Origin of the sequence: Agromyces neolithicus, assembly GCF_039529735.1 — a bacterium.
GTDB lineage: Bacteria > Actinomycetota > Actinomycetes > Actinomycetales > Microbacteriaceae > Agromyces > Agromyces neolithicus.
This window is the reverse complement of sequence record NZ_BAAANJ010000015.1, coordinates 125892-145768: the sequence shown is the minus strand read 5'-3', so window position 1 is coordinate 145768 and position 19877 is coordinate 125892. Positions and strand designations below refer to the sequence as shown.

The 19877-nt window shown below is 68.0% G+C and carries 16 protein-coding genes; 6 read left to right on the top strand and 10 right to left on the bottom strand.

What is annotated here, in order from left to right; genetic code table 11:
* The first annotated feature begins 245 nt into the window (after window positions 1-245).
* Genes tkt through pgl form a run of 6 tightly spaced genes read left to right on the top strand, consistent with a single transcriptional unit; the run spans window position 246 to window position 8355 of the window.
* Window positions 246-2339 carry a transketolase gene (tkt, locus tag ABD164_RS14530; RefSeq protein WP_344297008.1) on the top strand — a complete coding sequence of 698 codons (2094 nt, stop codon included), beginning with the start codon at window positions 246-248 and terminating at the stop codon, window positions 2337-2339.
* 26 nt (window positions 2340-2365) lie between these two features.
* Entirely contained in the window at window positions 2366-3472 is a 1107-nt protein-coding gene (tal, locus tag ABD164_RS14525) for a transaldolase (protein ID WP_344297007.1), read from the top strand.
* Window positions 3469-5073: a glucose-6-phosphate isomerase gene (locus ABD164_RS14520; RefSeq protein ID WP_344297006.1), complete on the top strand. Its 1605-nt coding sequence runs from the start codon at window positions 3469-3471 to the stop codon at window positions 5071-5073. The genes tal and ABD164_RS14520 overlap by 4 nt, the downstream gene beginning before the upstream one ends.
* 17 nt (window positions 5074-5090) lie before the next feature.
* The gene (gene zwf / locus ABD164_RS14515; RefSeq protein ID WP_344297005.1) at window positions 5091-6632 is read left to right on the top strand and encodes a glucose-6-phosphate dehydrogenase; all 1542 of its coding nucleotides are present in this window, start codon (window positions 5091-5093) and stop codon (window positions 6630-6632) included.
* Complete coding sequence (locus ABD164_RS14510) at window positions 6629-7588, top strand: glucose-6-phosphate dehydrogenase assembly protein OpcA (protein ID WP_344297004.1); 960 nt, start codon at window positions 6629-6631, stop codon at window positions 7586-7588. Before zwf ends, ABD164_RS14510 begins: the two co-directional genes overlap by 4 nt.
* On the top strand, window positions 7585-8355 hold the full coding sequence (pgl, locus tag ABD164_RS14505) for a 6-phosphogluconolactonase (protein WP_344297003.1): 771 nt from the start codon (window positions 7585-7587) through the stop codon (window positions 8353-8355). Before ABD164_RS14510 ends, pgl begins: the two co-directional genes overlap by 4 nt.
* A 69-nt stretch (window positions 8356-8424) precedes the next feature.
* On the opposite strand, the gene ABD164_RS14500 is transcribed toward pgl, so the two are convergent.
* From ABD164_RS14500 to uvrA, 10 genes are all read right to left on the bottom strand, one after another.
* A complete protein-coding gene (locus ABD164_RS14500) occupies window positions 8425-8790 on the bottom strand; it encodes an RNA polymerase-binding protein RbpA (protein WP_344297002.1) in 366 nt (121 codons plus the stop codon).
* 13 nt (window positions 8791-8803) lie between these two features.
* Window positions 8804-9055 carry a preprotein translocase subunit SecG gene (secG, locus tag ABD164_RS14495; RefSeq protein WP_344297001.1) on the bottom strand — a complete coding sequence of 84 codons (252 nt, stop codon included), beginning with the start codon at window positions 9053-9055 and terminating at the stop codon, window positions 8804-8806.
* A gap of 83 nt (window positions 9056-9138) precedes the next feature.
* The gene (gene tpiA, locus ABD164_RS14490; RefSeq protein ID WP_344297000.1) at window positions 9139-9927 is read right to left on the bottom strand and encodes a triose-phosphate isomerase; all 789 of its coding nucleotides are present in this window, start codon (window positions 9925-9927) and stop codon (window positions 9139-9141) included.
* Window positions 9918-11132, bottom strand: coding sequence for a phosphoglycerate kinase (locus ABD164_RS14485; protein ID WP_344296999.1), 1215 nt, complete (start codon window positions 11130-11132; stop codon window positions 9918-9920). Before ABD164_RS14485 ends, tpiA begins: the two co-directional genes overlap by 10 nt.
* An 11-nt stretch (window positions 11133-11143) precedes the next feature.
* A complete protein-coding gene (gap, locus tag ABD164_RS14480; protein WP_344296998.1) occupies window positions 11144-12148 on the bottom strand; it encodes a type I glyceraldehyde-3-phosphate dehydrogenase in 1005 nt (334 codons plus the stop codon).
* 96 nt (window positions 12149-12244) lie between these two features.
* The gene (locus ABD164_RS14475) at window positions 12245-12871 is read right to left on the bottom strand and encodes a superoxide dismutase (protein ID WP_344296997.1); all 627 of its coding nucleotides are present in this window, start codon (window positions 12869-12871) and stop codon (window positions 12245-12247) included.
* Window positions 12872-13056: 185 nt separating this feature from the next.
* Window positions 13057-14037: a DNA-binding protein WhiA gene (gene whiA / locus ABD164_RS14470; protein WP_344296996.1), complete on the bottom strand. Its 981-nt coding sequence runs from the start codon at window positions 14035-14037 to the stop codon at window positions 13057-13059.
* Between the two features lie 33 nt (window positions 14038-14070).
* The gene (gene rapZ / locus ABD164_RS14465) at window positions 14071-14949 is read right to left on the bottom strand and encodes an RNase adapter RapZ (RefSeq protein WP_344296995.1); all 879 of its coding nucleotides are present in this window, start codon (window positions 14947-14949) and stop codon (window positions 14071-14073) included.
* 32 nt (window positions 14950-14981) lie between these two features.
* Entirely contained in the window at window positions 14982-16928 is a 1947-nt protein-coding gene (gene uvrC, locus ABD164_RS14460; RefSeq protein WP_344296994.1) for an excinuclease ABC subunit UvrC, read from the bottom strand.
* 3 nt (window positions 16929-16931) lie between these two features.
* The gene (gene uvrA / locus ABD164_RS14455) at window positions 16932-19820 is read right to left on the bottom strand and encodes an excinuclease ABC subunit UvrA (RefSeq protein WP_344296993.1); all 2889 of its coding nucleotides are present in this window, start codon (window positions 19818-19820) and stop codon (window positions 16932-16934) included.
* Window positions 19821-19877 lie beyond the last annotated feature (57 nt).

The following is a 19877-nucleotide window of genomic DNA, read 5'->3' as shown; positions in this document are numbered from 1 at the left end:
GACCCGAGCGCCCCCGTGCCGAGACCTCACGGCAGCCGGTTGCCGCTGTGAGACACAGCCCGTCACACAACGCCCGACATCCATATACTGAGGAATGCGCGCCTCGTGTCGCGGGTTCCCCCAGACGTCGTCCAGACGACGTTCCCGGGTGCTCTCCGCCCCGTGGCGGAACCGCGCCAGAACGTCCTCGGCGGGTCGGGGCCGCATGGTTCCCGACCCTTCATGATCGGAAGGAACAGCAGCTCGTGGCAAATCTCCAGTGGGAACCCATCGACGATCGGGCGGTCGACACGGCCCGAGTGCTCGCGGCCGACGCCGTCGAGAAGGTCGGCAACGGGCACCCCGGAACCGCGATGAGCCTCGCGCCCGCCGCGTACCTGTTGTTCCAGAAGGTCATGCGGCGCGATCCAGCCGACCACGCGTGGCTCGGTCGCGACCGATTCATCCTCTCGGCCGGCCACAGCTCGCTGACGCAGTACGTGCAGCTGTACCTCGCGGGTGACGGCCTCGAGCTGCACGACCTCGAGTCGCTGCGCACCTGGGCTTCGAAGACCCCCGGGCACCCCGAGTTCGGGCACACCGACGGTGTCGAGATCACCACGGGTCCGCTCGGTCAGGGCCTGTCCTCTGCAGTTGGGTTCGCATACGCCTCGCGCTACGAGCGCGGCCTGTTCGACCCTGACGCGGCGCCGGGCACGTCGCCGTTCGACCACTTCGTCTACGTGATCGCGGGTGACGGCGACCTTCAAGAGGGTGTCACGAGCGAGGCGTCGTCGCTCGCCGGCCACCAGCAGCTGGGCAACCTGGTCGTCATCTACGACTCCAACCAGATCTCCATCGAAGACGACACGAACATCGCGTTCACCGAAGACGTCGCCAAGCGGTACGAGGCCTACGGCTGGCATGTGCAGACGGTCGACTGGAAGAAGACGGGCGAATACGTCGAAGACGTCGCCGAACTGCACACCGCACTCGAGGCGGCGAAGGGCGAGTCCTCGAAGCCATCGATCATCATCCTGAAGACGATCATCGGCTGGCCGAGCCCCGGCAAGCAGAACACCGGCAAAATCCATGGTTCGGCGCTCGGTGCGGCCGAACTCGCCGCGACGAAGCAGGTGCTCGGCTTCGATCCCGAGCAGAACTTCGTGGTCGCCGACGACGTGATCGCGCACACCCGGCTCGCCGGTGAGCGCGGCGCTGCCGCGCGCGCCGAGTGGCAGTCCGCGTTCGACGCGTGGGCCGCAGCCAACCCCGAGCGCAAGGCGCTGCTCGACCGGCTCGAGGCAGGCGAACTGCCCGACGACATCGAGTCGGCGCTGCCCGTCTTCGAAGGCGGAACCGAGCTGTCGACGCGCGCTGCGTCAGGCAAGGTCATCAACGCGCTCGCCGGTGTGCTGCCCGAGCTCTGGGGCGGCTCCGCCGACCTCGCCGAGTCGAACCTGACCACCATCAACGGCGCACCCTCGTTCATCCCGACCGAGTGGTCCACGCACGAGTTCTCGGGCAACCCCTACGGCCGGGTGCTGCACTTCGGCATCCGCGAGCACGCCATGGGTGCGATCGTCAACGGCATCGTCCTGCACGGGCCGACCCGCGCGTTCGGCGGCACGTTCCTGATCTTCAGCGACTACATGCGCCCTGCGGTGCGCCTCGCCGCCCTCATGAAGGTCCCCTCGATCTTCGTGTGGACGCACGACTCCGTCGCGCTCGGCGAAGACGGCCCGACCCACCAGCCCATCGAGCAGCTCGCGACCCTGCGTGCGATTCCCGGCTTCACGGTCGTGCGCCCGGCCGATGCCAACGAGGTCGCGTATGCGTGGCTCGAGGTTCTGAAGCGAGCGGATGCCCCGTCGGGCATCGCCCTGACCCGCCAGAACATCCCGGTGTTCGAGCGGGGCGACGGTGACGCGTCGGGCGAAACGCTCGCCGCGGCATCCAACCTGTCGAAGGGCGCCTACGTGCTCGCAGAGGCCGCGGGCGGCACGCCCGACGTGATCCTCATCGCCACCGGTTCCGAGGTGCAGCTCGCCCTCGCGGCGCGCGCGACACTCGCCGCCGAGGGTGTTAACGCCCGGGTCGTGTCGGCGCCGAGCCTCGAGTGGTTCGAGCAGCAGCCCGCCGAGTACCGTGAGCAGGTGCTGCCCGCCGCCGTCACCGCTCGTGTGTCGGTCGAGGCCGGCGTCGCACTCACCTGGCAGCGCTACATCGGCGACCGCGGCCGTGCCGTCTCGATCGAGCACTTCGGTGCATCCGCCGACTACAAGACCCTGTTCCGCGAGTTCGGCATCACGGCTGAAGCCGTCGTCGCCGCCGCCAAGGAATCGCTCGCGTCGGCCTGACGCGCGCCTGAAGAGGAGACACCCACATGACCAACTCCCCCACTGCAGCCCTTTCCGGGGCCGGCGTCAGCATCTGGCTCGACGACCTCTCACGTGAACGCCTCGTCACCGGCGACCTCGAGCGACTCATCGCCGACCGCAACGTCGTCGGCGTCACGACGAACCCGACGATCTTCGCCGCCGCGCTGAAGAGCGACACGTACCACGACCACCTTCACGAGCTCGCCGTCGCGGGCGCCGACGTCGACACCGCGATCTTCGACATCACGACAGACGACGTGCGCGCGGCCTCCGACGTGTTCCGGCCCGTCTTCAACCGCACCGGCGGCGTCGACGGGCGCGTCTCGATCGAGGTCGCCCCGGGGCTCGCTCGCGACACCGCGGGCACCATCGCCGAGGCGAAGGCACTCTGGACCAAGGTCGACCGGCCGAACGCGCTCATCAAGATCCCGGCGACGCACGAGGGGCTCGAAGCGATCACGGCGGCGACGGCTTCCGGCATCAGCGTGAACATCACGCTGATCTTCAGCCTCGACCGCTACCGCGAGGTCATCCACGCGTACTTCTCGGGGCTCGAGCAGGCCAAGGAGGCGGGCATCGACCTCTCGACGATCCACTCGGTCGCGTCGTTCTTCGTCTCGCGCGTCGACACCGAGATCGACAAGCGCCTCACCGCGATCGGCACCCCTGAGGCCCTCGCCCTCAAGAGCAAGGCCGGCGTGGCCAACGCTCGCCTGGCCTACCAGCTCTACGAAGAGGAGTTCGCCACCGAGCGGGCCGCCGCCCTGCTCGCCGCCGGCGCGAACCGCCAGCGGCCGCTGTGGGCCTCGACCGGTGTCAAGGACCCGGCGCTGCCCGACACCCTCTACGTCACCGAGCTGGTGGCGGCCGGCGTCGTCAACACGATGCCCGAGAAGACCCTCGAGGCCACGTTCGACCACGGGGTCATCGCGGGCGACACCGTCACTGGCGCCTACGCCGACGCCGGCGCCGTGCTCGACGCGCTCGCCGCTGTCGGCGTCGACTACGACGACGTGACGCTCACCCTCGAGAACGAGGGCGTCGAGAAGTTCATCGTCTCGTGGGGCGAGCTCATCGACAGCGTCCGCACCGCGCTGGAGGCGGCTCGATGAGCTTCCGCATCTCGGTCAGCGGCGCAGCCGCCGACGCGGTGCGCCGAACCGTTCCCGGCCTCGTGAGCGACCTGGTCGCGAGCGGCATCACCGCGCAAGACGCCGCGCTCTGGGGGCCCGAGGCTGAGGCCGAGTCGGCGAAGCGTCTCGGCTGGACCGAGGCCGTCGCCGTGTCCCGTCCGCTCGTCGCCGAGATCGAGGCGCTCCGCGAGCAGCTCGAGGCCGACGGCGTCAGTCACATCGTGCTCGGCGGCATGGGCGGGTCGTCACTCGCGCCCGAGGTCATCACGCGCACGGCGCGCGTCGACCTCACCGTGCTCGACTCCACCGAGCCGGGGCAGGTGCTCGCCGCGCTCGGTGACCGGCTCGAGGCATCCGCCCTCGTCGTCTCGTCGAAGTCGGGCTCGACCGTCGAGACCGACAGCCAGCGCCGCGCCTACGAGCAGGCGTTCCGCGACGCCGGCATCGACCCGGCCAAGCGCATCGTCGTCGTGACCGACCCCGGCTCGCCCCTCGACGAGTCGGCGCGAGCCGCGGGCTATCGCGTGTTCAACGCCGACCCGAACGTCGGCGGCCGCTACTCGGCGCTGACCGCGTTCGGCCTCGTGCCGTCAGGGCTCGCCGGTGTCGACATCTCCGAGATCCTCGACGAGGCAGAGACGATCGAACTCTCGCTCGCGATCGACAGCCCCGAGAACCCCGGACTCGTGCTCGGCGCGGCGATCTCCGCCACGGTGCCGCTGCGCGACAAACTCGCGATCGTCGCCGACGGCACGCACATCGTCGGCTTCGCCGACTGGGCCGAGCAGCTCATCGCCGAGTCCACCGGCAAGGAGGGCACCGGCATCCTGCCCGTCGTGCTCGACGTCGACGCACCCGAGCTGACGGCAGGCCTGCCCGACGTGCAGGTCGTGCGACTCGTCGACGACGCGGGTGACGAGATCTTCAGCCGTCACGACACCGGCGAGATCCGGGTGTCCGGAAGCCTCGGCGCGCAGCTGCTCGTCTGGGAGTACGCGACCGCGGTCGCAGGGCGCATCCTCGGCATCAACCCGTTCGACCAGCCCGACGTCGAGTCGGCGAAGATCGCGGCACGCGGCCTGCTCGATGCACGCCCCGCACCCGAGCCCGCCGCCTTCGTCGTCGACGGCATCGAGGTGCGCGGCACTCCCGAGGTCATCGGCGCGTCGAGCGACCTCGAGTCGGCGATCGAGGTGCTCCTCGAAGAGCTGCCCGACAACGGCTATATCTCGGTGCAGGCATATGTCGACCGGGTCGCGAACCCCGAGGTCGCCCGCATCCGCGACCTCCTCGCAGCGCGCTCGGGTCGCCCTGTCACGTTCGGCTGGGGCCCGCGCTTCCTGCACTCCACCGGGCAGTTCCACAAGGGCGGTCCCGCCGTCGGCGTGTTCCTGCAGATCACGCAGTCACCGGTCGAAGACCTCGCGATCACCGAGCGGCCCTTCACCTTCGGCCAGCTCATCGCGGCTCAGGCATCGGGTGACGCGAGCGTGCTCGCCGACCACGGTCGTCCGGTGCTCACTCTGACGCTGACCGATCCGGCCGCGAATGTCGCGGCACTGCTCGACGCCATCGGCTGATCCGCGAAGGAAGACGCATGCAACCGGTCCCGATCACCGCGGGGCACAACCCGCTCCGCTCCCCCAAGGACTACCGGCTCAATCGCATCGCGGGCCCATCGGGCCTCATCATCTTCGGCGTGACGGGTGACCTGTCGCGCAAGAAGCTGATGCCGGCGGTCTACGACCTCGCGAACCGCGGCCTGCTGCCACCCGGGTTCGCACTCGTAGGGTTCGCCCGTCGCGACTGGGCCGACCAGGACTTCGAGCAAGTCGTCCACGATTCGGTGAAGCAACACGCGCGAACCGAGTTCCGTGAAGATGTCTGGCGCCAGCTCGCGCAGGGCATCCGGTTCGTGCCGGGCGACTTCGACGACGACGCGGCGTTCGATCGACTCCGCGACGTCGTGCAACAACTCGATCGCGAGCGCGGAACGATGGGCAATCACGCGTTCTACCTGTCCATTCCGCCGAAGTCGTTCCCGATCGTCACCGAGCAGCTCAAGCGCTCGGGTCTCACCGAGCAGCACGACAACCAGTGGCGACGCGTCGTCATCGAGAAGCCGTTCGGCAGCGACCTCACGACGGCACGCGAGCTGAACGACGTGGTTGCCTCGGTGTTCCCGCCCGACTCGGTGTTCCGCATCGACCACTACCTCGGCAAAGAGACCGTGCAGAACATCTTGGCTCTGCGGTTCGCGAACCAGCTTTACGAGCCCATCTGGAACGCGAACTACGTCGACCACGTGCAGATCACGATGGCCGAAGACATCGGGGTCGGCGGTCGCGCCGGGTACTACGACGGCATCGGCGCGGCACGCGACGTCATCCAGAACCACCTGCTGCAGTTGCTCGCCCTCACGGCCATGGAGGAGCCGATCTCGTTCGAGGCCGGTGACCTGCGCGCCGAGAAGGAGAAGATCCTCGCCGCGGTCCGCCTGCCCGAAGACCTGGCAACGGGCACCGCACGCGGCCAGTACGCCGGCGGGTGGCAGGGCGGCGAGAAGGTCATCGGCTTCCTCGACGAAGACGGCATGAACCCCGAGTCGACGACCGAGACCTATGCCGCGATGAAGCTCACCATCGGCACACGCCGCTGGGCGGGCGTTCCGTTCTACTTGCGTGCCGGCAAGCGCCTCGGTCGCCGCGTCACCGAGATCGCCGTGGTGTTCAAGCGGGCGCCGCAACAGGTATTCGCCGACAGCCAGACCTCGCAGCTGGGCCAGAACGCGCTGGTCATCCGCGTGCAGCCCGACGAGGGCGTGACGATCCGCTTCGGCTCGAAGGTGCCCGGCGCCGGCATGCAGGTTCGCGACGTCACGATGGACTTCGGCTACGGCCACGCGTTCACCGAGGCGAGCCCCGAAGCGTACGAACGGCTCATCCTCGACGTGCTGCTCGGCGATCCGCCGCTGTTCCCCCGCCAGGAGGAGGTCGAGCTCTCGTGGAAGATCCTCGACCCGATCGAGGAGTTCTGGGCGACGCAAGGGCAACCCGAGCAGTACCGCCCCGGAACGTGGGGGCCGAGTTCTGCAGACGAACTCCTCGCCCGCGACGGCCGAACCTGGAGACGCCCATGATCGTCGACCTTCCCGATACCACCACCAGCCTCGTCTCGAAGGCGCTCGTCAAGATCCGCGAAGAGGGCGGTGTCGTCGCCCTCGGACGCGTGTTGACCCTCGTCATCGCCACGGCGCCCGGCGACGAAGAGGAGGCCATCGAGGCCGCCAACGACGCATCGCGCGAGCACCCGATGCGCGTCATCGTGGTCTCGACCGAGCCAGGCACCGAATCCTCCGAGGTTGCACCTCGACTCGACGCCGAGATCCGCGTCGGCGGCGACGCGGGTGCGAGCGAGGTGATCGTGCTGCGTGCCTGGGGAGACGCGGCCCGCGATGAGGAGAGCCTCGTCATGGGGCTCCTCCTGCCCGATGCGCCGGTCGTCACCTGGTGGCCCGGCGCCGCTCCTGAGGTGCCCGGTACCTCGCCGCTCGGCCGCATCGCACAGAGGCGAATCACGGATGCCTCGACCCAGGCCGACCCGCAGGCTGCGCTTCATGCGCTCGCGGCGAGCTACATGCCGGGCGACGCAGACTTCGCGTGGACGAGGCTCACGCTCTGGCGCGCCCAGCTCGCCGCTGTGCTCGATCAGCCGCCGTACGAGCCGGTCACGGGTGTGCACGTCACCGGGGCGATCGACTCGCCGTCGACGACGCTGCTCGCGGCGTGGCTCAGGCTGCAGCTCGGCGCGCCATCGGCCTGCCGGCTCACCGGTGTAGAGGCAGGATCGCACGGCATCCATGGGGTGCACCTCGAGCGCGCGAGCGGAACGATCGAACTCGTCCGCGACGTGCCCGGCGTCGCGACGCTTCGACAGCCGAGCCAGCCCACGCACGATGTCGCGCTCCCTCGTCGCACGCTTCGCGACTGCCTCGCCGACGAGCTTCGGCGCCTCGACCCCGATGAGCTGTACGGTGAAGTCATCAGGAGCGGTCTCGCTCAACTCGCCGACAGTGTCGAGGAGGTCACTGCGTGACGAACGAACGGCGCGTCCTCGTACATCCCGACAAAGCGAGTCTCGCGAGCGCGGTCGCGGCCCGATTCGTCACGAAGACGCTCGACCTGCTCGATGCGCAGGCGGTCGTGCATATCGTGCTCACCGGCGGCTCCATGGGCTCGGCGGTGCTCGAGGCCGTCGCGGCCTCCCCCGCGCGCATGTCGATCGATTGGTCGCGGGTGCACTTCTGGTGGGGCGACGAACGCTGGGTGCCCGAGCGTGACGCCGAGCGCAACGACGAGCAGTCCCGCGTGGCCCTGCTCGACGACCTCGATCTGCCCGAGTCCAACCTGCACCCGTTCCCGACCTCCGACTCGGGGCTCACCCTCGACGAGGCGGCCGTCGACTACGCCGCCGAACTCGCTGATCACGGGGTCGACGGGTTACCGCACCCGATCTTCGACATCACCTTTCTCGGGGTCGGCCCCGATGGGCACATCGCGTCACTGTTCCCTCACCGTTCGGGAATCCAGGTCACCGACCGCACCGTCATCCCGGTGCGCAACTCGCCGAAGCCGCCGCCCGAGCGGCTCAGTCTCACGCGTCCCGTCATCAACGCCTCGCAGCGCATCTGGCTCGTGCTGGCAGGGGCCGACAAGGCTTCGGCGCTCGGGCTCGCCCTCGCCGGCGCGAGCCGCGACGAGGTGCCCGTCGCCGGCATCAAGGGCCGTCGTCGCACGGTGTTCTTCGTCGATCACGACGCCGCAGCCGAAGTGCCCGAGTCACTCATCGCCCGCGACTACTGACGCGTTTCCTTTGCCGGGCACGGCAGAGGGGGGCGGCCACCGGCCACCCCCCTCTGTCGTCGTTGCGCGTCAGTCCTTCGGAGCCTGGCCCCGACGGGTGCGAAGCTGCGTGAGCGCGTCATCGAGCAGCGCTGCGGCCTCGTCTTCGGTACGACGCTCTTTCACGTACGCGAGGTGCGTCTTGTAGGGCTCGAGCTTCGAGACCGACGGCGGGTTCTCGCGATCACGCCCCGCGGGTAGGCCCGTCGACGGGCTGTCGATGACGTCGGGGATCTCTTCTTCGGGCAGGTTCGCCGCGAAGTAGCGAACGGTCTCGTTGCCGCGTGCGTCCCAGTAGCTGACGGCGATGCGATCGGCGTGGAACCCTCGATCTTGTTCGCCCATCGGACCGGCACCGACTCGAGAACCTCGGATGGCGCTGTTTCCTGATGCCATTGATGCCTCCTGGTCAGATTCCGGAATCGAACTTGGTGATCAGCCCGAGCACCACGATGCACGTGATCCACACGATGCCGAGGATCACCGTGATGCGGTTCAGGTTGCGCTCAGCGACACCCGACGCCCCGAGGCTCGACGTGACACCGCCCCCGAACATGTCGGAGAGACCGCCGCCACGGCCCTTGTGCAGCAGGATGAGCAGCGTCAGCAGGAGGCTCGTGAGACCGAGCAGCACCTGCAGGACGACCTGGAGAATCTCCACGGTGAACCTTTCCGGGCACGACGCAGGGGGTCAATGCCGTATCGAGTATAGCCGCACTTCGCGGCGCCCTTCAGGACGACGCGTCAGGCGCCGACGTGCTTCTTGAACCTGATGATGCTCGAGAACTCGTCGATGTCGAGACTCGCACCACCGACGAGCGCGCCGTCGACGTTCGGCTCACGCAGGAACGATGCGATGTTGGCCGCTTTGACCGAACCGCCGTAGAGCACACGGGTGGCCTGCGCGACCTCGTCGCCGACGAGTTCGGCGAGCAGGCCGCGAAGCGCCACGGCCACCTGCTCGGCCTGGGCGGGCGTCGCCGCCTGCCCCGAACCGATCGCCCACACGGGCTCGTACGCCACCACGAGCCCCTTCGACCCGTCGATGCCCTCGAGCGCGGCGCGCAGCTGCGCCACCGGAACCGCGCTCGGGCCGTGCGCCTCGAGGTTTTCGGCCGTCTCGCCCACGCAGACGACCGGGACGAGCCCGTGTCGGTGCGCGGCCTTGATCTTGGCGTTGACGTCGGCGTCGGTCTCACCGTGCAGGGTGCGGCGCTCGGAGTGGCCGATGATCACGTAGCCGCAGCCGAGCTGTGAGAGGAAGGCGCCTGAGATCTCGCCGGTGTAGGCGCCGGAGTCGTATGCCGACAGGTCTTGCGCGCCGTAGCCGATCGGCAGCGAGTCGGCCGCGACGAGGGTCTGCACCGAGCGCAGGTCGGTGCACGGCGGGAACACCGCGACCTCGGCATCGGCGAAGTCATGCCGCGCGTCGGCGAGCGACCACGCGAGCTTCTGTACGAACGCGATCGACTGCAGGTGATCGAGGTTCATCTTCCAGTTGCCCGCGATGAACGGGGTGCGCTTCACTGCCATCCGAGGACCTCCAGTCCGGGGAGTTGTTTGCCTTCGAGGAACTCGAGGCTTGCGCCTCCGCCCGTCGAGATGTGGCCGAATCGGTCGTCGTCGAATCCGAGCTGGCGAACAGCCGCGGCTGAATCCCCGCCACCGACGACGCTGAGTCCGTCGACCTCGGTGAGGGCCTCGGCGATCGCGCGCGTTCCGGCGGCGAACGGCGCAAGTTCGAAGACGCCCATGGGTCCGTTCCAGAACACGGTCTTCGAGTCGCGGATGTGCCCCGCGAATGCTGCGGATGTCTCGGGGCCGATGTCGAGCCCCAGTCCCGCTGCCCCGAACGGCGTCTGCTCGATGGCATCGGCCGCCGTGACGACGTGCTCGGCGTCGGCCGAGAACGACGCCGCCACAACGACGTCGGTGGGCAGCACGATCTCGACACCGCGCTCGGCGGCCTCGGCGAGGTAGCCCGCGACGGTCTCGATCTGGTCGGCTTCGAGCAGACTCGAGCCGACCTTGTGCCCCTGGGCGGCGAGGAACGTGAAGAGCATTCCGCCGCCGATCAGCAGCCTGTCGACCCGGGGAAGCAGGTGGGCGATGACGCCGAGCTTGTCGGACACCTTCGAGCCGCCGAGCACGACGGTGTAGGGGCGCTCAGGATTCTCGGTGAGACGGTCGAGTACGTCGAGCTCGGCATCGATCAGGAGGCCGGCAGCGCTCGGCAGCACCTGCTCGAGTTCGTAGACGCTCGCCTGCTTGCGGTGCACGACGCCGAAGCCGTCGGAGACGACCGCATCGGCGAACGCGGCCAGTTCTCCCGCGAACGCGGTGCGCTCGGCCTCGTTCTTCGAGGTCTCGCCGGCGTTGAACCTGAGGTTCTCGAGCACGAGCACCTCGCCGTCACCGAGCGCGGCGACCTTGGCCGTGGCATCGGCCCCTACGGTGTCGGTCGCGAAGGCGACCGGAGCGTCGAGCAGCTCACCGAGGCGTGCCGCAACGGGCGCGAGGCTGTACTTCGCATCGGGTGCGCCGTCGGGTCGTCCCAGATGGGAGATCACGATGACGCGGGCGCCCTGGCCGACGAGGGCCTGGAGCGTGGGGACCGACGCCCGCACGCGGCCGTCGTCCGTGATGACCGCGTCCCGCAGGGGGACGTTCAGGTCGCAACGGACGACAACGCGCTTGCCGGCGAGCGGACCGAGGGAATCGATCGTTCGCAGGGTCACGGATGCTCGATTCAGAGACGGTCGGCGACGTACTCGGTCAGGTCGACGAGTCGGTTGGAGTAACCCCACTCGTTGTCGTACCAGCTCGAGAGCTTCACCTGGTCGCCGAGGACGCGGAGAAGGCCTGCGTCGAAGATCGAAGAGTGCGGGTCGGAGACGATGTCGCTCGAGACGATCTCGTCTTCGGTGTACTTGAGGATGCCCTTCATGGGCCCCTCTGCGGCGGCCTTGTATGCGGCCTTGACCTCGTCGACCGTCACCGGGCGCGACGCCGTGACCGTGAGGTCGGTGATCGAACCGGTGGGCACGGGCACCCGCAGCGCGAAGCCGTCGAGCTTGCCGACGAGCTCGGGCAGCACGAGGCCGATCGCCTTCGCGGCGCCGGTCGACGTGGGAACGATGTTGATCGCCGCTGCGCGGGCGCGACGCAGGTCTTTGTGCGGGCCGTCCTGCAGGTTCTGGTCTGCGGTGTATGCGTGCACCGTGGTCATCAGTCCGCGCTCGATGCCGAACGTGTCGTTGAAGACCTTGGCGAGCGGTGCGAGGCAGTTGGTGGTGCACGACGCGTTCGAGATGATGTGGTGCTTCTCGGGGTCGTACTGGTCTTCGTTCACGCCCATGACGAAGGTGGCGTCTTCATCGGTCGCGGGTGCCGAGATCAGCACCTTCTTGGCGCCGGCTTGAATGTGCTTGCGCGCGTCGGTGGCCTTGGTGAAGAAGCCGGTCGACTCGATCACGATGTCGACGCCCAGTTCGCCCCAGGGCAGGTTGGCGGGGTCGCGCTCGGCGAACGCCTTGATGGCCTTGCCGTTGACGATGATGTGGTCGTCGTCATAGTCGACGGTCGCGTCGAGCCGGCCAGTGACCGAGTCGTACTTGAGCAGGTGCGCGAGGGTCTTGTTGTCGGTGAGATCGTTCACGGCCACGATCTCGAGGTCGGCGCCCTGGGCGAGCGCGGCACGGAAGTAGTTGCGGCCGATTCGGCCGAAGCCGTTGATGCCGATCTTTACAGACACAGATGTCTCCTGTTTGGTGTAGCGCGAGCGCGCACGTGCACGGGTGAACTGATCGGACGGCGGTGTCCCCGGACGGGTCCGGGGACACCGTCGCGGTTACGACAGTATCAGCAGCCCTGAGGTCTTCTCAGCCGCGGCAAGGAACCGGCGTTGCACGTTGTCCCAGTTGGCGATGTTCCAGAACGCCTTCACGTAATCGGCACGCACGTTCTTGTAGTCGAGGTAGTAGGCGTGCTCCCAGACGTCGAGCATGAGCAGCGGCACGATGCCTGCCGGCAGGTTTCCCTGCTGGTCGAAGAACTGCGCGATGATCGGGCGTTCACCGATCGAATCCCAGGCGAGCACCGCCCAGCCCGACCCCTGCACGCCGAGCGCCGTGGCGGTGAAGTGCGCCTGGAACTTGTCGAACGAGCCGAACTCATCGTCGATCGCCGCGGCGAGCTCGCCGGTGGGCTTGTCGCCCCCGTCGGGCGACATGTTGGTCCAGAAGATGGAGTGGTTGACGTGGCCGCCGAGGTTGAACGCGAGGTCCTTCTCGAGCTTGTTGACATTGGCGAGGTTGCCCGAGTCGCGGGCTTCGGCCAGCTGGGCGAGGGCCGTGTTGGCGCCGGTGACGTAGGCCTGGTGGTGCTTCGAGTGGTGCAGCTCCATGATGGTGCCGCTGATCGAGCGCTCGAGCGCCGAGTAGTCGTAGGCGAGGTCGGGCAGGGTGTAGTCAGCCATTGCTTCTCCTTGTCAGATGCGCCGGGTACCCGGGCGTCTCCCCGGCGTCCGCGGCTGCATTTCCGAGTCTATGCCCGTTGCGCCGGCGGGTGTCGGCGCGTGACTTGCGCGGCGATCACGGGCACCGGATGCCGCGACCGAGCCTGATCGTCGGAGCGGTGTGCCGGCCGGCCATGCTGCGGTGCTCAGACCTCGTCGAGGTCTGCGGGCAGGCTCGCCTCGGTTCCCGGGACGCCGAGGTCGGCGGCGCGCTTGTCGGCCATCGCCAGAAGGCGGCGGATGCGACCCGCGACAGCATCCTTCGTCATGGGCGGGTCGGCGTGATGCCCGAGCTCGTCGAGGCTCGCCTCTCGATGCGCGAGCCGCAGCTCGCCCGCGTACTTCAGGTGGTCGGGGATGTCGTCGCCGAGCAGCTCCATCGCGCGTTCGACGCGAGCGCACGCCGCGACGGCGGCCTGGGCCGACCGTCGCAGGTTCGCGTCGTCGAAGTTCACGAGCCGGTTGGCGGTGGCCCGCACCTCGCGGCGCTGTCGAAGCTCCTCCCAGTTGCGCACGGTCGTCGTCGCGCCCATGATCGCGAGCATCGCGCTGATCGCCTCGCCGTCGCGGATGACGACGCGATGCACGCCGCGAACCTCTCGCGCCTTCGCCGAGATGCCGAGGCGGCCTGCGGCCCCGACCAGTGCCATTGCCGTCTCGTTGCCGGGGCAGGTCACTTCGAGCGCTGCGGAACGGCCCGGGTCGGTGAGGCTCCCCTGCGCGAGGAATGCGCCACGCCAGATGGCGGCGACTTCGTCACGCGAGCCCGTCGTGAGCTTGTTCGGCAGGCCCCGGACCGGTCGACGACGGGCATCGAGCAGCCCGGTCTGACGGGCGAGGGTCTCGCCACCGTCGAGCACCCTGACGAGGTACTGGTTCGTACGGCGCATTCCCGAAGGAGCGATCACCGAGACGTCGGGTCGCACGCCGTAGATCTCACCGAGGTCGCGCGTCACCCTCCGGGCGATCGTCAGCGTGTCGAGCTCGGCCTCGATGGCGATGCGGCTCGAGATGATGTGCAGTCCCCCGGCGAAGCGCAGCACCGCCGCGAGCTCGGCGATCCTGACACTCGTCTTCGATACCTCGACTCGGGCGAGCTCTTCTTTCACGTCAGCGGTCAGTGCCACCTGGTCGTCCAATCTGTGTTGCGGTCGTCGGCGTCATTCGCGGCCGAGGTCGCGGTGCTTGACGCTCACGGCGACGCCGGGCATCTTCGCGAGGCGTTCGCTCAGCTCGCGTACGAGCGCTACCGAACGGTGCTTTCCGCCGGTGCATCCGATCGCGATCGTCGCGTGCCGCTTGTTCTCACGCTGGTAGCCGGCCATCACGGGTTCGAGCGCACGCGCGTATGCATCGAGGAACTCGCGGGCGCCCGGCTGGGCGAGCACGAACTCGCTGACCGCCTCGTCTTCGCCGGTGAGGTGCCGCAGCTCGGGCGACCAGAAGGGATTCGGCAGGAACCGCGCATCGGCGACCAGGTCGGCATCGGTCGGAGCGCCGTACTTGAACCCGAAGCTGAGCATGGTGACCCGCAGGCCGGCGTGGTCTTCAGGCGCGAACGTCTCGGTGATGAGGGTCGCAAGCTGGTGGATGTTGAGATCGGAGGTGTCGACGACGATGTCGCTCGCTTCGCGAAGCGTCGCGAGGCGGGCGCGCTCGATGCCGATTCCGTCGAGCAGGGTGCCGTCGCCCTGCAGCGGGTGCGGTCGCCGCACCGACTCGAAGCGGCGCACGAGCACCGCGTCGTTCGCGTCGAGGAAGACCACCCGCACGTTGACGCCCGCTCGAAGGGCCTGGATGATGTCCTGCAGCTCGTAGAAGAAGTCGCGGCCGCGGATGTCGACGACCGCGGCGATGCGGGGCAACGAGTTGCCGGCACGCTCGACGAGTTCGACGAGCGGCCGCAGCATCTGCGGCGGGAGGTTGTCGACGACGTACCAGCCGAGGTCTTCGAGTGCGTTGCCGACCGTGGTTCGCCCGGCCCCGGACATGCCGGTGACGATCAGCATCTCCTGCTGCTCGTTCTCCCCCGCGGTCATCCTGCTCCCCTTCCGCGTGTCGACATCCCAGCCTACCGGGGCGAGGGAGCCGCATCGGTGCGCAAGCGGCCGTGCACCGTTGTTGCGAGCGCGGGGCCGATGCCCTTCACCTCGGCGATCTCGTCCTCGGTCGCGGCTCGGAGTCGCTTGACCGAGCCGAAGTGACGCAGCAACTCTTTCACACGCGCCGGCCCGAGCCCGGGGATCTCGGAGAGCACCGAGCCGATGTCGCGCCCCCGCCGCTGGCGTTGGTGCGTGATGGCGAATCGGTGCGCCTCGTCGCGGACGCGCTGGAACAGGAAGAGCGCATCGCTGTTGCGCGGCAGGATGACCGGGAAGTCGGCGTCGGGGGTCCAGATCTCTTCGAGCCGTTTGGCGATTCCGCACAGGTAGATGCCGTCGACGCCCGATTCGGCGAGTGCGCGTGCCGCGGCAGCGACCTGCGGCTGGCCGCCGTCGACCACGAGCAGGTTCGGTCGATAGGCGAACTTCTTGCGCCGACCGGATGCCTCTGCAGCATCATCATCGTTCGCGGGGCTGTTCGCATCGGACGCGGCGTCGCGTTCGTCATCGGCCCGGCGGGCCCCGAGGTACGCCAGCCGCCGCGTGAGCACCTGGTGGATCGAATCGGTGTCGTCGCTCGACTGCGGGATCGTGAACCGGCGGTACTCGTCTTTGCGCGGGAGCGCGTCTTCGAACACGACCATCGAGGCGACGATGTTCGTGCCGCTCAGGTGCGAGACGTCATAGCACTCGATGCGCAGCGGCGCGTCGGCCATGCCGAGCGCCTCTTGGATGTCTTCGAGCGCTCGCGAGCGAGTGGTGAAGTCTGCACTGCGTCGCGTCTTGTAGAGCATCAGGGTCTGCTTCGCGTTCTGCGTCGCGGTTTCGAGCAGGGCCGCCTTGTCGCCGCGCTGTGCGACTCGCAGTCGCACCTTGCGCTCGGCCAGCGCGCCCAGCCAGCTCTCGAGCGCCTCGGTGTCGTCGGGGAGCTCGGGCACGATGACCTCGCGGGGCGGCGTGCCCTCGTCGCCGTAGGCATTCTGCACGACGAAGTCGACCAGTTCGCCGAGCGGCACGTCGAGCTCTTTGTCGACGGTCCACGATCGCACGCCCCGCACGCGACCACCGCGCACGATGAACTGCTGCACCGCGGCCGCGAGCTCGTCGTGGTCGATGCCGAACACGTCGATGTCGACGCCTTCGCCCAGCACCATGGCACTGCGCTCGAAGAACGCGTTCGCGGCCTTCAGCTGGTCGCGGAACCGTGCCGCCGACTCATAGTCTTGTGCCGCCGCGGCGCTGAGCATGCGATCGGTGAGCTCGCCGATGATGCGCCGGTCTTGGTTCTGCATGAACCCGACGAACCGATCGACGTTCTCGCGGTGCTCTTCGATCGACACGCGACCCGAGCACGGGCCGAAGCACCTGCCTATCTGGCCGGCGAAGCAGGGCTTTCCGCTCGCGATCGCACGCCGGTAGTCGCTGTCTTTGCACGTGCGGATCGGGAACAGCTTCAGCAGGATCTCGAGCGTGTCGTTGATCGCCCACATCTTGGGGTACGGGCCGAAGTAGCGTGCGCCAGGAATCTTGCGGTTGCGCGTGACGACCGCACGCGGCGCCTCGTCGCCCAGCGTCACCGCGAGGTAGGGATACGACTTGTCGTCTTTGAAACGCACGTTGAACGGCGGCTTGAAGTCGTTGATCCAGGTGATCTCGAGTTGCAGCGCCTCGACTTCGCTGCCGACCACCGTCCATTCGACCGATGCTGCTGTCGTGACCATGCGTCGAGTGCGCTCGTGCAGCGTGCGCAGCGGTGCGAAGTAGTTCGAGAGCCGCGATCGCAGGTTCTTCGCCTTGCCGACGTAGAGCACACGACGCTCGGCGTCGCGGAAACGGTACACACCGGGCGACGTGGGGATCTCGCCCGTCTTCGGCCGGTACGGGACGCCCTGGGTACTCGACGATGCAGTGCTCATCGCCTAGCTGGCGACCTCGGTGCGTGCCGCGGCGTCGAAGATCTCGCGGAGGAAGTACCCGGTGTGGCTCTCTTTCACCGCGGCCACCTGCTCTGGTGTGCCCGTGGCGATGACCTGCCCGCCGCCTGAACCGCCCTCGGGCCCGAGGTCGATGATCCAGTCGGCCGACTTGATCACGTCGAGGCTGTGCTCGATGACGATGACGGTGTTGCCCTTGTCGACGAGCTTGCCGAGCACCTTCAGCAGCTTGCGCACGTCTTCGAAGTGAAGGCCGGTCGTCGGCTCGTCGAGCACGTACACGCTGCGGCCGTTCGAGCGCCGCTGCAACTCGGTGGCGAGCTTCACGCGCTGGGCTTCACCGCCCGACAGCGTCGTGGCGCTCTGGCCGAGCTGAACGTACCCGAGCCCGACGTCGACGAGCGTCTTCAGGTAGCGATGAATGGCCGAGATCGGTTCGAAGAATTCAGCGGCCTCGGAGATGGGCATCTCGAGCACCTCGGCGATGTTCTTGCCCTTGTAGTGCACCTGCAGGGTCTCGCGGTTGTATCGCTTTCCACCGCACACCTCGCACGCGACGTACACATCGGGCAGGAAGTTCATCTCGATCTTGATCGTGCCGTCACCCGAGCACGCCTCGCATCGACCGCCCTTGACGTTGAAGCTGAACCGGCCCGGCAGGTAGCCGCGCGCCTTGGCCTCGGTAGTCTCGGAGAAGAGCGTGCGAATGCGGTCGAACACGCCCGTGTACGTCGCCGGGTTCGATCGCGGGGTGCGCCCGATCGGTGCCTGGTCGACGTGCACGACCTTGTCGAGCTGGTCGAGGCCGGTGACGCGCCGGTGCTTGCCCGGCACCTTGCGAGCCCCGTTGAGTCGATTGGCCAGCACACGGTAGAGAATGTCGTTCACGAGCGAGGACTTGCCCGAGCCGCTGACGCCCGTGACCGCGGTGAACGTGCCGAGCGGGAACGCCACGTCGACGCCGCGGAGGTTGTTGGCTGCGGCTCCTTGGACGGAGATCATGCGTTCGGGATCGATCGCGCGCCGACGCTCGGGGATTCCGATCTCTTTGCGACCGGAGAGGTAGTCGCCGGTCAGCGAACGCGTGTTCTTCACGAGATCGGCGTAGCTGCCCGAATGCACGACGGTGCCGCCGTTGACGCCGGCGCCTGGGCCGATGTCGACGATCCAGTCGGCGGTGCGGATCGTGTCTTCGTCGTGCTCGACCACGATGAGCGTGTTGCCGAGGTCGCGCAGCGCGATGAGCGTGTCGATCAGGCGGCGGTTGTCGCGTTGGTGCAGGCCGATGCTCGGCTCGTCGAGCACGTAGAGCACCCCAGTGAGCCCGGAGCCGATCTGGGTCGCCAGTCGGATGCGCTGGGCCTCACCCCCCGAGAGCGTGGCCGCCGCGCGGGCGAGGTCGAGGTAGCTGAGGCCGACCCGGATGAGGAAGTCGAGTCGGACCTTGATCTCGCGCAGCACCTGTGCGCCGATGGCCTGTTCCCGATCGGTGAGCTGCAGCCGGTCCATGAACGAGCGGGCATCGGTGAGGCTGAGCAGCCCGACGTCGGCGATGCTGTGGTCATGGATGAGCACTGAGAGCACTTCGGGCTTGAGCCGCTTTCCGTTGCAGACCGGGCACGGCACCTCTCGCAGGTACTCGGCCCACCGCGCACGCTGCACATCGGTCTCGGCCTGCACGTACTGCCGCTCGATGTAGGGCACGACACCCTCGAATCCCGAGGTGTAGCTCATCTCGCGACCGTAGCGGTTGCGCCACCGCACCTTGACCTCGAAGTTGTCGCCGCGCAGCACCGCGGCGCGTGCCTCGTCGGGAAGATCGTGCCACGGCGTGTCGAGCGAGAAGCCGAGATCGCGGGCGAGCCCGTCGAGCAGCTTCTCGTAGTAGTTGTAGAGGCTCTTGCCCTGCGAGGTCCATGGCAGGATGACCCCTTCGGTGATGCTGAGCGACGGGTCGCCCAGCAACAGGTCTTCATCGACCGACATGCGCGTGCCGAGCCCCGAGCATTCAGGACAGGCGCCGAACGGCGCATTGAACGAGAAGGTGCGCGGCTCGATCTCGGTGAGCTGGATCGGGTGCTGGTTGGGGCATGACAGCTTCTCGGAGAACGTCTGCCAGGCCTCGGGGCCGGCAGCGTCGACGTAGTTGATCTGCACGAGCCCGTCGGTGAGCCGCAGGGCGGTCTCGAGCGAGTCGGTGAGCCGGCCGAGCAGGTCGGGGCCGGCGACGAGTCGATCGACCACGACCGAGATGTCGTGCTTGACCTGCTTCTTCAGCACCGGCGGTTCGTCGAGCCGGATCACGTCGCCGTCGACCACCGCGCGCGAATACCCCTGCGCGGCGAGGTCTCGGAAGAGATCGACGAACTCGCCCTTCTTCTTCGAGACGACCGGGCTCAGCACCTGGTAGCGGGTGCCCTCATCGAGCTCCATGAGCTGGTCGGCGATCTGCTGTACGGTCTGGCGCTGGATCTTCTCGCCGCAGACCGGGCAGTGCGGCACGCCGATGCGCGCCCAGAGCAGGCGCATGTAGTCGTAGATCTCGGTGATGGTGCCGACGGTCGACCGCGGGTTGCGATTCGTGGACTTCTGGTCGATGGACACCGCGGGGCTGAGCCCCTCGATGAAGTCGACGTCGGGCCGGTCGACCTGACCGAGGAACTGCCGAGCGTATGCCGACAAAGACTCGACGTAGCGTCGCTGCCCCTCGGCGAAGATCGTGTCGAACGCGAGCGATGACTTTCCGGAGCCGGAGAGGCCGGTGAACACGACCATGGAGTCGCGGGGTATCTCGACGTCGACGTTCTGCAGGTTGTGCACGCGGGCACCGCGGACACTCAGGTGCGAATGGGCATCGAGGCGAGAAACTGGCACCCTACGAGTCTAAGGAGACCCACTGACATCGACGCCGGTGCGGCACCTGCTGTCAGC